Annotated in this window: 14 protein-coding genes and 1 pseudogene; 4 read left to right on the top strand and 11 right to left on the bottom strand. The window is 50.4% G+C overall.

The window, feature by feature from the left end; all coding sequences use genetic code 11:
- Positions 1–45 precede the first annotated feature (45 nt).
- The 7 genes and pseudogenes from trpD to ACYQ2N_RS17915 form a co-directional block, all read right to left on the bottom strand.
- On the bottom strand, positions 46–1071 hold the full coding sequence (gene trpD / locus ACYQ2N_RS17945) for an anthranilate phosphoribosyltransferase (protein WP_460001752.1): 1026 nt from the start codon (positions 1069–1071) through the stop codon (positions 46–48).
- Between the two features lie 114 nt (positions 1072–1185).
- A pseudogene (locus tag ACYQ2N_RS17940) lies at positions 1186–1692 on the bottom strand (anthranilate synthase component II); the annotation flags it as partial.
- Complete coding sequence (locus ACYQ2N_RS17935; RefSeq protein ID WP_460000787.1) at positions 1682–3079, bottom strand: anthranilate synthase component I family protein; 1398 nt, start codon at positions 3077–3079, stop codon at positions 1682–1684. The pseudogene ACYQ2N_RS17940 and the gene ACYQ2N_RS17935, both read right to left, overlap by 11 nt.
- Before the next feature lie 390 nt (positions 3080–3469).
- Positions 3470–3832 carry a chorismate mutase gene (aroH, locus tag ACYQ2N_RS17930; RefSeq protein WP_460000786.1) on the bottom strand — a complete coding sequence of 121 codons (363 nt, stop codon included), beginning with the start codon at positions 3830–3832 and terminating at the stop codon, positions 3470–3472.
- A gap of 14 nt (positions 3833–3846) precedes the next feature.
- Positions 3847–4269 (bottom strand): HutP family protein, encoded by a 423-nt coding sequence (locus ACYQ2N_RS17925; RefSeq protein WP_460000785.1) that lies wholly within the window; start codon positions 4267–4269, stop codon positions 3847–3849.
- 261 nt (positions 4270–4530) lie between these two features.
- Positions 4531–5031, bottom strand: a complete 501-nt coding sequence (locus ACYQ2N_RS17920; protein ID WP_460000784.1) for a hypothetical protein — start codon at positions 5029–5031, stop codon at positions 4531–4533.
- A gap of 99 nt (positions 5032–5130) precedes the next feature.
- On the bottom strand, positions 5131–6342 hold the full coding sequence (locus ACYQ2N_RS17915; protein WP_460001751.1) for a BaiN/RdsA family NAD(P)/FAD-dependent oxidoreductase: 1212 nt from the start codon (positions 6340–6342) through the stop codon (positions 5131–5133).
- 212 nt (positions 6343–6554) lie between these two features.
- Between ACYQ2N_RS17915 and modB the strand changes: the two genes are divergently transcribed.
- The 3 genes from modB to ACYQ2N_RS17900 all read left to right on the top strand — a co-directional run bounded on the left by modB (position 6555) and on the right by ACYQ2N_RS17900 (position 8984).
- Positions 6555–7232: a molybdate ABC transporter permease subunit gene (gene modB, locus ACYQ2N_RS17910; protein ID WP_460000783.1), complete on the top strand. Its 678-nt coding sequence runs from the start codon at positions 6555–6557 to the stop codon at positions 7230–7232.
- 53 nt (positions 7233–7285) lie between these two features.
- On the top strand, positions 7286–8362 hold the full coding sequence (locus ACYQ2N_RS17905) for a sulfate/molybdate ABC transporter ATP-binding protein (protein WP_460000782.1): 1077 nt from the start codon (positions 7286–7288) through the stop codon (positions 8360–8362).
- An 85-nt stretch (positions 8363–8447) separates the two neighbouring features.
- Positions 8448–8984 carry a nitroreductase family protein gene (locus ACYQ2N_RS17900; RefSeq protein ID WP_460001750.1) on the top strand — a complete coding sequence of 179 codons (537 nt, stop codon included), beginning with the start codon at positions 8448–8450 and terminating at the stop codon, positions 8982–8984.
- Here the strand turns inward: ACYQ2N_RS17900 and ACYQ2N_RS17895 are convergent.
- Together ACYQ2N_RS17895 and ACYQ2N_RS17890 are read right to left on the bottom strand one after the other, a co-directional pair.
- Positions 8981–10018, bottom strand: a complete 1038-nt coding sequence (locus tag ACYQ2N_RS17895; RefSeq protein WP_460000781.1) for a DUF362 domain-containing protein — start codon at positions 10016–10018, stop codon at positions 8981–8983. The genes ACYQ2N_RS17900 and ACYQ2N_RS17895 overlap by 4 nt on opposite strands.
- A 90-nt stretch (positions 10019–10108) precedes the next feature.
- Positions 10109–10579, bottom strand: coding sequence for a pyridoxamine 5'-phosphate oxidase family protein (locus tag ACYQ2N_RS17890; RefSeq protein ID WP_460000780.1), 471 nt, complete (start codon positions 10577–10579; stop codon positions 10109–10111).
- Here ACYQ2N_RS17890 and fni point away from each other — a divergent pair.
- Positions 10567–11682 carry a type 2 isopentenyl-diphosphate Delta-isomerase gene (gene fni / locus ACYQ2N_RS17885; protein ID WP_460000779.1) on the top strand — a complete coding sequence of 372 codons (1116 nt, stop codon included), beginning with the start codon at positions 10567–10569 and terminating at the stop codon, positions 11680–11682. The two genes, ACYQ2N_RS17890 and fni, sit on opposite strands and share 13 nt — an antisense overlap.
- 4 nt (positions 11683–11686) lie before the next feature.
- Here fni and ACYQ2N_RS17880 read toward each other — a convergent pair whose 3' ends face one another.
- Together ACYQ2N_RS17880 and ACYQ2N_RS17875 are read right to left on the bottom strand one after the other, a co-directional pair.
- Positions 11687–12151, bottom strand: a complete 465-nt coding sequence (locus ACYQ2N_RS17880; RefSeq protein WP_460000778.1) for a hypothetical protein — start codon at positions 12149–12151, stop codon at positions 11687–11689.
- Positions 12152–12297: 146 nt separating this feature from the next.
- The gene (locus ACYQ2N_RS17875) at positions 12298–13407 is read right to left on the bottom strand and encodes a permease (RefSeq protein WP_460000777.1); all 1110 of its coding nucleotides are present in this window, start codon (positions 13405–13407) and stop codon (positions 12298–12300) included.
- Positions 13408–13421: the final 14 nt, after the last annotated feature.

The raw sequence follows: 13421 nt of genomic DNA, 5'->3' as shown, positions 1-13421 counted from the left end.
AAAAGTCCTCCAGGTTCGATATTTCCAAGCGAATTCCTGCGCAGCTTAGAGCGCAGCAACCTGTGGCAAATCAGAACGCAAGGCGTATAATTTCGCTAAAGCCCGTCCGGAATCAATGCTATTCTTAGCCATCTCCACACCGTCCATAATGCTTGCAGCCTTGTTAGCAGCATAAAGTGCCACTCCGGCATTAAGCACCACAATATCCCGTTGCGGCCCGGGCCCTCCCTGGAGCACGCTCAGAGTAATGCGGGCGTTTTCTTCCGGCCCTCCTCCGCGCAGCTCTTCCAAGGTGCAGCGGACAAAGCCGTAATCTTCCGGCACTATTTCCAGCGAAGAGAGCTGCCCGTCCTCCACTAAAATTGCCTGCGTGTTAGCAGTCAGTGTTACCTCATCCAAGCCGTCTTCCCCTGTTACCACCACGGCGCGCTTGGTGCCCAGAATTGCCAGGGCTTTAGCAAGCTTAGGCAGAATTTGCAGGGAAGATACTCCTAATAGCTGATAAGGAGCGGCGGCCGGATTGAGGAGCGGGCCGAGCAAGTTAAAGATTGTGCGCACTCCCAGTTCACGCCGGTGGGAAGCGACCTTGCCCAAAGCCGGATGATAGAGAGGCGCGAACAGAAAAGCCATGCCGGTCTCTTCCAAATTACGGGCACTTTCCTCTGGCTTCAGATCCAGCGCGACCCCAAGCTGCTCTAGGACATCAGCACTGCCACAGCGCCCGGAAGCAAAGCGATTGCCGTGTTTGGCCACAGGCACTCCGGCCCCGGCCACCACAAAGGCCGCAGTCGTCGAAATATTAAAAGTCCCGGCACTGTCCCCACCGGTACCGCACGTATCCACCGTTGCCATCGGCGCGGGAATTGTGTTACTCAGTCCCCGCAAAACCCGGGCAAACCCGGCGATCTCTTCGGCAGTTTCTCCTTTAACCCGAAGCCCGAGCAACAAAGCTCCGACTTGGGAAGGGGCAATATCCCCTGCCAAAAGCTCTATCATAACTTGAGCTGCCAGCTCTTCTGTCAAATCCCCTCCTACAGACAACTTATCCAATGCTTCACGAATTCCACTCATACTCCGCTCTCCTTTTTCAGCTTGACTCTGCTCTTGCTTCTGACTTACGCACAACTCTAGAAACTGTTGTAATATCTTCTCACCCTCACGGGTTAAAATACTTTCCGGGTGAAACTGGACGCCATAAAAGGGAAACCTCCGGTGTTGAAGACCCATTACTAGCCCATTCTCTGTATAGGCAGAGACTTCCCAGTCCGCACTGAGACTTTCTCGGTCCACTATTAAAGAATGATAACGCCCGGCCGTGAACCCTTGTTCTAGTCCCGCAAAGAGCCCGCGGCCATTATGGTAAATCTTCGACTTTTTACCGTGCACCACTTGCGGGGCACGTACCACCCGGCCTCCCATGGCCTTAGCCAAGGCCTGATGCCCCAAACACACCCCCAGAACCGGGATAATCTCACCTTGTTCCGCCCGACGGGCAACTTCTGTCAGCAACTCGAGTGAAACTCCTGCTTCATTCGGGGTACACGGCCCCGGAGAAATAATGATTCCTTGCGGCTTTTCAGCTAAGATCGCAGTCACCGTTCGTTCATCATTGCGCACGACCTTAATCTCTGCGCCCAGGCGTCCAAGTTCCTGCACCAGATTATACGTGAAAGAATCATAGTTATCGATCATAAGGAGCAAGTTCATCCACCACCTTCATTAAGGCTTTGGCCTTGTGCACAGTTTCCTCATATTCCATTTCCGGCACCGAGTCAAAAACAATCCCGGCACCAGCCTGAACACTCACTTCATCCCTGGTAAGGCGTAAGGTCCTAATCGTGATACAAAAATCCACGTCCCCGTTCCAGCGCACGATCCCGAGTGCGCCGCCATACGCTCCCCTGCCTCCTGGCTCCAATTCCTGCAGAATTTCCATGGCCCTTACCTTAGGAGCCCCACTTAAGGTGCCTGCGGGAAATGCCGCCTGCAAGGCTGCCAGCCCATCGTGGCCTGCTGCCAGTTCCCCTTCCACCGTAGACACGAGATGCATCACATGGGAAAACCTCTCAACTTCGGCGTATTGTGTCACCTGCACACTACCATAGCGGCTGACCCTTCCCAGATCATTGCGTCCTAAGTCTACCAGCATTGCGTGTTCAGCGTTCTCTTTTTCATCCCGTCTTAGTTCGTCCTCATAAGCCCGGTCTGCTTCCTCTGTGCCGCCCCTGGGCCGCGTGCCGGCGATGGGACAAGTGCGAATACGTGCGCCAATGGACGATACCAGAAGTTCGGGAGAACTTCCCACCAGGGTTTCCCCTTCTCCCTCCAGGCAAAACAGATAAGGAGAAGGATTAAGGAAACGGAGCTTGCGGTAAACGGCCCAGGGAGAGTAGCTCCCTCTTTTGCTAAATCTCTGGGAATACACCACCTGAAAGACATCCCCGGATTTGATATATTCTTTGATCTTTGCGACCATAGTAATAAAGTTTTCCCGATTCATATTGCTCTGCCAGGAAGATGCCCTGAACGTGACATCCTTGCTCCCGAACACACTTGCCTTACTCCCCAATACAATGTCCTTGTTAATCGTTTCAACTAATTGTTCGACCTGCTTTCTCCATGAGTTCAGGGTCGAGCTGACCTCTCCCTCATCCTCACCGAAAACCTCTAAAACTAAGCGATTGCTAAGAGGCAAAAGAATGAGGTTAACCGGACACAAGCGGAAAAAGTAGCCCGGATTAAAGCTGGCTGAGGCTGGCTTGTGCCAATGGAGCCCCCATTCGGAATCAACATACCCGATTACTCCGCTCTCCAGTTCCCGCCATTCCTTGCCCAGCTCCTCTTTTTGCTCCTGCATAAAAGCTCGTACAGCCGCCATAGGGTCTTGGGCCAGTGGAGTTTGGCGCTGATGCTTAATGACCCAGCCCGCGCCGAACCCGACATAGGAACGCTCATGGTCCCTTTCCTGACCTTCCAGCAGTGCCGTGCAGGGCAATTCCAATTCCCGGCCCAACTCAACCAGACTAAGAACAAAGTCCTGCGGCATTATTACCTGCCACTCAGTCCTGGCTACCCGCATTCTCTCACCCTCCTTCTTTTACTGTTGTTAAAGAGTAAAAAAGCAAAAAACCAGTACTCAAACGAGTACTGGTCAATAGCAAACACCAGCTCAACTCATCTCAGCTCTTCTCGACTAAACTCAGCTCTGCTCAACTCATATAAAATTTGTTCAATCAAAAGCTCACTCTAATCTAATCTTCTCTCAACTCTCGGCTCTCGGCTCTCGGCTCCCAAATCTCGGCTTCCTAACAAAGATCTTTGCTTATAGAACTCAAAACTCAGCTAACTAATTACTTATTAATAGTATAGTAGGAGAAGCTCAATTTAGTCAACAACAAAAATTAAAACTTCATTTAATTAGATTACCTGCAAAAAGTTCTTGTAGCGCAAACTTCTTTAAGAGCACCACCTATTGAGCAGCCAAATCTTGGCGCAAGCCCACAGCTTTGCGCAAATAGACATGACTTATTTCCAGTTGGCTTTTGTCAGAATTGACCTGAAGCAGAACCCGGATACATAAAGGCATCGACCCTGGAACCGGGATCTCGGTCGAACACAGCAGCGGGACGCGGTCCCAGCCTATTGCCCGCGCACTGGAAGCGGGAAAATCCGCATTTAAGTCAGATGTTACGGTGAAGATAGCACTGACAATATCTTCTTCAGAGAGATTATTCTCTTTTACGATTGCCTGAAGTAATTCTATGGTAGCCTCTTTGATCTCTTCAGCAGTATTGCTCCCTACAGTTGTCGCTCCCCGAATTCCGCGCACCATCTGGAACCCTCCTTTTAATCCTCTTTCGGTGCTGCCCGATGTCCAAGTCCTACGGCCACTTCATCGAGATGAAGCAGACCTACTCCGAAAAAGACAGCTACACTCAAGTGCTCATCCCAGCGGGAAATTGCAATTTTACCTCCGATATTAAGGCCCATGGCTTTGGGCATGATCTGACTCAAGGCTTCCCGCGTTGCCCCTGCTACTGCGCCCTCATCCCCGTGCGTTTCTTTAATAACCCCTTCACGCTTGGCTGCTACAACGGCGCGTTCAACTATTTTCTTGATAGAAGACACATATTCCCCGCCATAATCAACTGCTGCGGTTTTAATCCCTTGCTTGAGAAACAACTCTTTTAAATGAGTTTCTTCCTCCCTGCTTTCAGTCATAGCCATGCGCAGAGCCGCCGTAGCCACTTTTTTGCTTTGAGGTATCATAAAAATCTTCCTTTCAAAAAAAGACACCCCCAGGTGTCTTTCGCTGTTTTAGCTTCCATCCTACCTCTGTACAGCTTCCGTCCTACCCCTGTGCAGCTTCCATGCTGCTCCTGTGCCTTGAACTAATCTGCGTTTAAAGTCCCGTCCTACCGCCCTGCCCCCTCTCCCTGTCAGAGTAGGTATTATTCGTATTGTTTATCAGTTAGGGCAATTATAGTATGCAGCATCCAAATTTTCAAGAAATAACGCCAATCACACAAGTTAAGGAGACACCACCATGCTTTGAATGTCCTTATTTAAGACCAAAGCCTGGTTAAGTCGGGGTTCATGTAAACGGGAATCCCGCTTGATAACTTGAACCCGCACTGCTCCGTCTATATTTCTAGCGTCCAGTTGGAGTACCCCCGCGCGCACTTTTACCTGTTTTTCTTCCGCGCCCAGGACTGCAACAACTTTCCCATCCTGCCACACCCGCACCGCTGCAGCCGGAGCAGTCTTCAAAGTAAGCAGCCATGTTTCCGCCTGACTTGCAGTGGCAGGCCCGGCAGGAACATCCTTCTTTTCTGGTGACGCATCTGTAATATCCAGCGAGGGGGACTCCACTTTCTGCGCAACTGCCAGGTAAAACTGCACCGGATCTTTAACCAAGCTGAGTTGAACTATGACCAAGAGAACAGAAGCCAGAATCAAGACGCGAATTAACTGCCGTTCTCCACGTTCAAAAAAGCCATTTAATACTGATCTACGGCCGCGACGCACCACAGGCTCACTCCCCACACTAAAAATCCCGGGATAACGGTCCTTTCACCCGATTGAGGAACCTGTTAAGAGTTTATGCAGCCTTCTGGTTTGTCAGACCCGTTAAAGAGAACGAACATACTCGGCTGCTGCCCTCCCGGCCCGGTAACCCATGGCAAATGCGGCCTGGAGATTGTACCCTCCTGTAACCCCATCGACATCTACTACTTCTCCGGCCCAATAAAGCCCCGCTATTTTTTTCGATGTCATGTTCTTAGGGTTTATTTCTTTCACATCCACCCCGCCTGCAGTCACTATCGCCGCTTCCAGAGGCAGCGTAGCCGTTACTGTGAGAGAAAGTTCCTGCAATAAGCCCAAGAGGCGTTTGCGTTTCTCGCGCGTAATTTGGTGGACTGCCTGTTCCGGCTCAATACCTGACAGCTTTATGATTACCGGAATAAGACTCTTAGGCAGGAGTGCAGCTAAAGAATTTTTAAATTGTTTATTGCTTAGTTCCTGGAAATCCCGCTGCACGCGTAAATCCAACTGTTCTGCCGTCAACGCCGGTTTGAGATTTATGGTCAGGCTGACCGGCTTGCCCTCGTGCAAAGCGTCACCCGCCAAGCGGCTGAGCGTAAGGATAACAGGTCCGGATACCCCAAAATGCGTAAACAGCATTTCCCCAAACTCTTTGGCTTTTTTCTGGCCTGAGATCCATAAAGACACTTCCACATTTCTCAGGGAAAGTCCCTGCACCTCTTTAACCCATTCCTCTGCTGTGCGCAAGGGTATAAGCGCCGGGCGCGGAGAAATAACATTGTGTCCCAGAGCGCGGGCAAAGCGGTACCCATCTCCGGTAGAGCCTGTGCCTGGATAAGAAGCTCCGCCTGTACACACGATGACTGCCTGGGCAGCATAAACTCCTTCCCCGCTTACTCTTACCCCTGTTATTCGATCTTCCTGAATCACTATATTATCTACGGTTTTTCCGTGCTTAACCTCCGCCTTCGCTTCTGCTAAGAACTTTTCCAAAGCCCGGACGACTGCCTCCGCATCGTCCGAAACAGGAAAAACTCTCCCCCCGCGTTCGACTTTAGTTTCCACCCCGTAACGGGCTAAAAATTCTCTCAGTTTTATGTTGTCAAACTCACGCAGGATTCCTTGCAGAAAACGTCCATTCCCTGGATAATGGATGATAAAATCCTCCACGTTCGCTGCATTGGTTATGTTACAGCGACCCTTACCCGAAATCGCGATTTTGCGCCCGAGGCTTGCTTTTTTTTCAAGAAGCAGCGCCCGTGTGCCGGATAAAGCCGCTTGTCCGGCCGCCATCATGCCTGCAGCCCCGCCGCCAACAACAATGATACGCTTAGTATTCAAATTTAGATTCCTTTCAAATAAACTTTGTTCTCATTTCTTGATGACAATTATAGTGGGTAGTGAAGTCCTTTTCAAGAAAACGGCATTTCGGGCCCCCTATCCCTTCGGTATATCTGGTGGTTGTGCTATAATAAGGTACAATAATAGCTTTACTGGGAGAAGACACCATGACTCTGTTTCCCCTTTATTTATCTTTGAAAGTAGCGTTTTTCGCAACCTTGCTAGGGCTTCTCGTTACTTTGCCCTTAGCCTGGGTTTTTACGCAATATAATCATCCCCTGATTAAGTGGTTTAATTCCCTGACTACCCTCCCCTTAATCCTGCCTCCGACCGTACTTGGGTATTATTTATTGGTACTGGTCGGACGTCAAAGTCCCATCGGACAGTTTTATGAGCAGCTTACCGGAAAAACTCTGGTCTTTTCCTGGCAGGGAGCAGTCTTGGCATCGGCAATTGTTTCTTTCCCCCTGCTCATTTCCGCAATCCGCAATGCCATGAGCCACGTCTCGCCCGACCTGATAGCTGCAGCCCGCTTGCTGGGGCACAGCAACTGGCACGTTTTTTGGACTGTTGTACTGCCACTGTCCTGGAGGGGAATTATTTCCGGTGTTGCCTTGGCCTTTGCACGGGCAATGGGTGATTTCGGGGCAACCTTAATGGTAGCAGGAAATATTCCCGGAGTTACCCAGACGATGTCAATTGCTGTTTATGATGCAATGATGTCAGGGGATGTGGCTGAAGCTAACTTCTTAGCTCTGATCATGACCGCAGTAGCCTTAATTGTCCTGCTTCTGCTCTACCGTCTGGAGCAAAGTGTTCATCATGAGCATGACCGTCAACTTTAAGAATCATTTCCGCACAAATAATAACTAGATCCCAACCAGAAAGGGCTGGCTTAATGAGTTCTCCCATATTCAACGCTCAATTTAAGAAAACCCTTTACTCCTTCAATCTTGAGCTTGATCTTAGTTTGGGTGAAGGAGAGACTCTGGGCATACTCGGTCCCTCAGGCAGCGGCAAGAGTATGAGCTTAAGAGTGATTGCCGGACTTGTCAAACCGGAAAAAGGAGTAATTACCCTTAAAAACCGATCACTTTTTGACAGTTCACAGAGCCTGGACTCTCCTCCCCAGCAACGCCACATTGGGTATGTGTTTCAGCACTATGCTCTCTTTCCCCATATGACGGTAGCAGAGAATATTTCCTATGGTCTGCCCCGCGCTGTCAAGGGAGAGCAGCGCCAGAAGCAAATATATAATCTGCTTGAGGAAATCCATCTCATCGAGCACGCGTCACGCTACCCCTCACAGCTTTCCGGCGGGCAACAGCAGCGAGTTGCACTCGTACGGGCCTTGGCCGCAGACCCCGACCTTCTATTGCTGGACGAGCCTTTTTCGGCCTTAGATGCTGAACTACGCGGCGAGCTCGAAGCCTTGGTCCTACGCTTTCGCTCTTCCCGCCAGGTTCCCTATATCCTAGTAACCCACAACCTTGAGGAAGCGTATCGTCTCTGTGACAAACTTGTAATCATCGAACAGGGAAAGATCCTGCAACTGGGACCGAAAGATGAACTCCTGCGGCGGCCAGCAACCTTGCAAGTGGCGCGTAAAGTGGGTGCCAAAAACCTCTGGCAGGGGCAGGTGACAAGTGCAGGTGCTTCCGGGGGAACGGTGCTAGTCCCTGCCCTCGGGCAAGAACTCATGATCCAGAATTTGCCCCAGACACCCACTGTGTGGCTGGGAATAAGGCCGGTGGAAGCAGTGCTTCTTTCCGGACCGGAGCCAGGTCTGCCTAACACCTTTCCCATTGAGATAATTAATCAGATCCGAGGAGTTCAGTCCCATACCCTGTTCGTCACCCCCTTAGGGAAAAGCGGTGGGGAGGCGGTGCAGATCGAAGTTCCTGGCCACAGGCTGGGGGCTGATCCACCCTATCTCCATCTTCCATCTGATAAACTTTTCGCTTTACCCTATTAAAATACACAGCGCCGATTGTGGCTGCCATTCCTAATCTAAGTACATGAATTTAGAGAGATACATAAAAGAGAGGGGAAACGGAATGATGGAACTGATGGAAGTGGTTCAACGCCGCCGAAGCATCCGCGCGTATAAGCCGGACCCGGTGGAACCGGAAAAAATCGCTCAGATCCTGGAAGCGGCGCGTCTCGCTCCTTCCTGGAAAAACCTCCAGTGCTGGCGTTTTATGATTATCAGCGCCGCAGAAAAACGCCAAGGAATTGCCGATGCCTTTCCTTTAACCAACCCGGGACGCAAGGCAATCCTGGAAGCACCGGTCGTCATAATCCTGTGTGCTGACCCGGATGAATCCGAAGTCTGGGAAGGCAAGGATTACTACATGCTTGATGCCGGCCTCGCCATGGAGCATTTAATCCTGACTGCCACTGCGCAAGGGCTCGGCACCTGCTGGCAAGCGCTGTTTAGCGAAGACAAAATGCGCTCTGCCTTAGGTGTACCAGACAACTTCCGCATCGTTGCGATCACACCCCTCGGCTATCCCGCGCAGGAAAAAAACCCCCGCCCGCGCAAAGCGTTAACAGAAATAGCCTTTGGCGAGCAATGGGGGCAGCCTTGGAGTTAAAGAAAGAAGTTCTGTTTATCCGGATTGCTGCTGGCGCAGGCGATACAAAGCTCAGAGTTGTCGAAGATTTGCTTCCCGCAGCGGCTGCAATAACGGGGGCTGCCTTCATGCAGCATGATCTTGCCGTTCAAGAGGCGCGAGGAGAGCGTTTTGACCTTAATATCCAAGGCTCCAGGGCGGCAGGTTTCCACACAACGTCCGCAGTGCACGCACTTATACGGTTCAAACACCAGACGCATTTTTCCGTTCTCTTCCCGTTTCGTCAAAGCCCCCTGAGGACAAATCAGAGCACAAACACCACAGCTTGAGCATGAATCTGCAACGGTGAGCGCAGGAAACGGAAGGCTCACTTCCGGGCGGGTTGCCAACAACTCCTGCAGCCAAGCCCGCGCACGCGGAATATTATACGTTTCATCGCGTCGAAGTCCGGGCAATAGTTCCTCAAGTTTTTCCTTGCCGCGCTCGCGCCACCCTTCCAAACGCTCTCTAGCTTCTCCGGGTTCGGGCAAGGCCAGTGCCTTCATGAGCCCCTGCGCAGGCTCAGACTCTATACCAGGGTCAATCTTCACGATAATTTTGATGGGCGCATGATCCGGCCACTGAACGTGCAAAGTATTAAACACTTTCACACTCGCAGCGCACGCAGCTTTGTCCTGGCACTCGGAACACACTCCCGTAAAAATCTTTACAGGCTTCTCCTGCGCCAACAGCATAAATCCTACCCAAGTGTCACGGTCAAAAATTCCGAGGCAGGGCACTTCAAAACCTTGGGGCAAGGCCAGCGGACAGCTTATATTTATTTCCTGAGCCTTAGACAAGTACTCATACAGTGCGTCCACAGTCCTGTCCACAAAGCCGTCACTTGGGCATGCTGCCATACACGCGCCACATTCCGTACATTTACGGGCGTCAATTTCCATTCTCTCAGAAATGGCTTGATGAGGGCACGCTTCGAGGCAAAGCCTGCATTTTTCAGCATAGGGTTTTTTAGTGTTAAGGCAATTAGCTGAGTGATAAACCATTTGAATAGGCATCGCAAATTTCCTCGTTTTTTCTTCTAAATTGAGTACTTCGAATTAAAGATTAAATCTCTCTGGTTGCAGTTAATTATTCGCTCTATCTATCTAGCTTTCCTTTTTTAGTACAAGTTCAAAGCGGCTGCCAAAGCCCTTCGTATTGTCAGTTAAGCGCAAAACCTCAGACACTAAACAATGCCACCGCGCAGCTTTAACGCCTCTGAACTGGGACGGGGCTTCAAGAATGTGGCGTACCGCCGGAAACTTTCGCAGATATGCAGCCGTAGCCAAGGCCTTTTCGGCCGGGGATGTGACCAGCAGCGCACGTCCCTGAATCTGCAAGCCCTGGATGGCTTGCCACTCTTGATGGTCTTCGGTGATGGCGGCGGCCACGACTTCATTTTCCTGAAGGTTCTGGCTGTGCCTCGTCTTAGCCTCCGACAGAAAGTAAAGCTTAAAACCCCTGTTTACATAAAACACAGGGGTAGCCCATGCTCCATCAGACCCAACCGTGGCCAGGATCAAGGTCGTGTGATTCTCAATGTATTTAAGCATAAGTTCTTCCGTTGTCTCAGCCATGCTGTGTATCTCCTTTAGCACATGCTTCACTTCATTGTGAACAGGAGGGAACAAATATCTCCAGAGAAAAACGCAAGCTTGACCACATTAACTTAGCCCTCAAGTCCGCTTGGTCCCCGGGCACGAACGGCTTCCAGGATGTAGCCCTAGTTTATGAAGCATTGCCCGAACTTAGTTTGGAAGAAATAGATACATCTTTACCCTTATTTCAGAAAAAACTAAAAGCTCCGCTTTTAATTAACGCCATGACAGGCGGACACCCGGATGTTAAAGCAATAAACAAAAGCCTGGCGTGCACCGCCCGCCGCTATGGGATCGCCATGGCTGTTGGTTCCCAACGAGCAGGTCTGGATAACCCCCAAGTGCGTGACACTTATATCATTGCCCGTGAAGAAAATCCGGAAGGTCTGCTTCTAGCCAATTTAAGCGCGGCTTCTTCACCGGAAATGGCCTTAGCAGCAATTGAGATGATTAAAGCGGACGGAATCCAACTGCACTTAAACAGCGCTCAAGAATTAGCAATGCCTGAAGGGGACCGGGACTTCCGCGGAATTCTGCAAAATATTGCAAAGATAGTGAAAGCCTCACCCGTACCGGTGATTGTTAAGGAGGTGGGATACGGGCTAGGGCAAGACACCGCCCGCCGTCTCTCCCGGGCCGGAGTCACCTGCCTTGACATCGGCGGGAGTGGCGGTACCGATTTCGTCCGGATTGAGAACATGCGCACCGAGCGCGTACACGCTCCGAAAGAAGCTCAAGGCCTGACCTCCGCAGTGAGCCTGCTCGAAGTATTGAACCAGAATATCTCAGGTACAATTATCGCTTCCGGTGGTTTTACTGAGCCCTTCGAAATAGCTTCCGCCTTGGCTTTAGGAGCACAAATGGTTGGCATGGCCGGACATCTCTTAAGATGCTTAATGGAATCGGAAGAAGCGCTGAATGAACGGATTGAAGAAATTATCACCGGACTTCGTCGGGCCATGCTGATGGCCGGAGCCCGTACCCTCATCGATCTCCCTTCAAAGCCCGTGGTAATCACGGGAATGACTGCAGAGTGGTTACAGGCGCGCGGAATAAACATTGATCAATACGCCCGCAGGTAATGTTTTAGCGGGCGTATTTCTGTTCTAAGGCTTTTATTTCCTGCTGGAAAGATTGGCTTAAACGATAGAGTATTCTCTCCAGATCAAGACGGTGAATATTTACATTCTCCGGGCTCAGGAATTCAATCTTGCGGAATTCAGATTTGAGTAACAACGGGAGCAGATCTTCCATGTTTTCCGCCCGCAAAGTAAGGATAATTGGAGCAAATGCTGACTGCTGCAATTTACGGCCATTATCCTCTGTCACGGTATAAATATCCAAACTCAAGTCCACATCCTCCAGCACAACTCCTTGCAGCGGCACATTGCGCAAGAGATTGACCTGCTCCTCCCGCATCATCTCGGCCATCACTTCCTTGCTCTTGCCGCCGAAAAAGAAACGGCCTGACCTCGCCTCTCCTCTATAGTCAAGTCGGATGCGCACCCGGATGTGTTCCGTAAGCACCTCATCCCCAATTCGAATTTTCATCTTCCCCGTTCTCCCCTCTCTTGATTATCTATTTCTCCGCAAACTCCGTTTTCTCCTTCTTTAATACAATTACGAAAGAACCGGCCACTTCGTGTAGCCGGTTCTTTCGTAAACAATGCAGTTAAGCCCTCTTTTCCTACACATCATTACAGAATAGCCATAGCACCCAGACCTGTGAGAATTCCCAACAAAACCGCTGAACCTGCAACAAAGAGGATAACTTTTAATGGGAACACCCGTTTAATCATAATCAGGGAAGGCAGACTTACGGCTGGTAGTGTCATTAACAGAGCAACGCCGGGTCCAACCCCAAGACCATAGGACATAAGTGATTGGACAATCGGAATTTCTGCTGCAGTGGGAATAATAAACAGGGTGCCGCCAATGGCAAAAAAGATGATGACTAACAAACTGTTCGCCCATTCCGGGTTAATAGCCGGGAAAAGCAAAGCCCTGAACGCCCCGAGAAGGGCTACGACAATGACATATGCCGGAATAGTGTCAAGAATGAGCACCCACAGAGCCCGAATCCAGCGTACAAACAAACTGCCTTTCTCATCAGAAACCGGTGCGGGGGGGATAAATTCTTTAGGCATATCCTCAGGGACATCCTGACCTTTTACTAAGCGATTGGCAAGATAGCTCACTCCAAAAACCATGATCATCCCACCCACGATTCGAACCAGCGCAAATTTCCATGAAAGCACAAAACCCATAAAAATAATTGTGGCCGGATTAAGCACAGGATTACCAAGCCAATAGGCGAGCGCTGCTCCGACCGATGCTTTTCTTTGCCGGAGTCCGACTGCTACCGGTGCGGCACAACAGGTGCACATCATGGATGGCATTCCCGCTACACCCGCCAGAGCAGTACTTTTAAAGCTGGAACTGCCAAAAACTTTCTGAATCCAGTGTTGCGGCAGGAGTACTTGGACCAAAGAGCCTAGTAACAGTCCTAGAATTACCGCTTTCCATACGGAGTTAAAATAGGCGATGGTGTAACTCCAAGCAGCAGACCAGGAAGGATCAGGCGCAGTTGCTGCCTGTCCGGATATGATCGAAGCCCCAAGCGAATGTTTTGTTGCCGCAATGAGGGCCTTATGATAGTACGGATTCCATTTCACATACCAAACCCCGACAATAAATACTGCAATAAAAATTAAAACAGGTAGAACATATGGGCGGGCTTTTTTCCCTAAAGTTTGTTCAGTTGCCTGTCCTACCTCGTTCTTCGGTATGATAATGTTTTGATCCATTATTTACCCCTCTC

Source organism: Paradesulfitobacterium aromaticivorans (genome assembly GCF_054657415.1).
Note: the sequence above shows the minus strand (reverse complement) of the source record. Positions and strands in the feature narration are given on the sequence as shown.

What these genes read in the sequence shown, in the direction of transcription:
- ACYQ2N_RS17900 (WP_460001750.1), top strand. Translation starts at nt 8,448, where the DNA reads ATGGAACTGATGGAAGTGGTTCAACGCCGCCGAAGCATCCGCGCGTAT.
- trpD (WP_460001752.1), bottom strand. Translation starts at nt 1,071, where the DNA reads ATGAGTGGAATTCGTGAAGCATTGGATAAGTTGTCTGTAGGAGGGGAT.
- ACYQ2N_RS17875 (WP_460000777.1), bottom strand. Translation starts at nt 13,407, where the DNA reads ATGGATCAAAACATTATCATACCGAAGAACGAGGTAGGACAGGCAACT.
- ACYQ2N_RS17935 (WP_460000787.1), bottom strand. Translation starts at nt 3,079, where the DNA reads ATGCGGGTAGCCAGGACTGAGTGGCAGGTAATAATGCCGCAGGACTTT.
- ACYQ2N_RS17880 (WP_460000778.1), bottom strand. Translation starts at nt 12,151, where the DNA reads ATGAAAATTCGAATTGGGGATGAGGTGCTTACGGAACACATCCGGGTG.
- ACYQ2N_RS17925 (WP_460000785.1), bottom strand. Translation starts at nt 4,269, where the DNA reads ATGATACCTCAAAGCAAAAAAGTGGCTACGGCGGCTCTGCGCATGGCT.
- ACYQ2N_RS17895 (WP_460000781.1), bottom strand. Translation starts at nt 10,018, where the DNA reads ATGCCTATTCAAATGGTTTATCACTCAGCTAATTGCCTTAACACTAAA.
- aroH (WP_460000786.1), bottom strand. Translation starts at nt 3,832, where the DNA reads ATGGTGCGCGGAATTCGGGGAGCGACAACTGTAGGGAGCAATACTGCT.
- ACYQ2N_RS17915 (WP_460001751.1), bottom strand. Translation starts at nt 6,342, where the DNA reads ATGATGGCGGCCGGACAAGCGGCTTTATCCGGCACACGGGCGCTGCTT.
- ACYQ2N_RS17905 (WP_460000782.1), top strand. Translation starts at nt 7,286, where the DNA reads ATGAGTTCTCCCATATTCAACGCTCAATTTAAGAAAACCCTTTACTCC.
- ACYQ2N_RS17890 (WP_460000780.1), bottom strand. Translation starts at nt 10,579, where the DNA reads ATGGCTGAGACAACGGAAGAACTTATGCTTAAATACATTGAGAATCAC.
- modB (WP_460000783.1), top strand. Translation starts at nt 6,555, where the DNA reads ATGACTCTGTTTCCCCTTTATTTATCTTTGAAAGTAGCGTTTTTCGCA.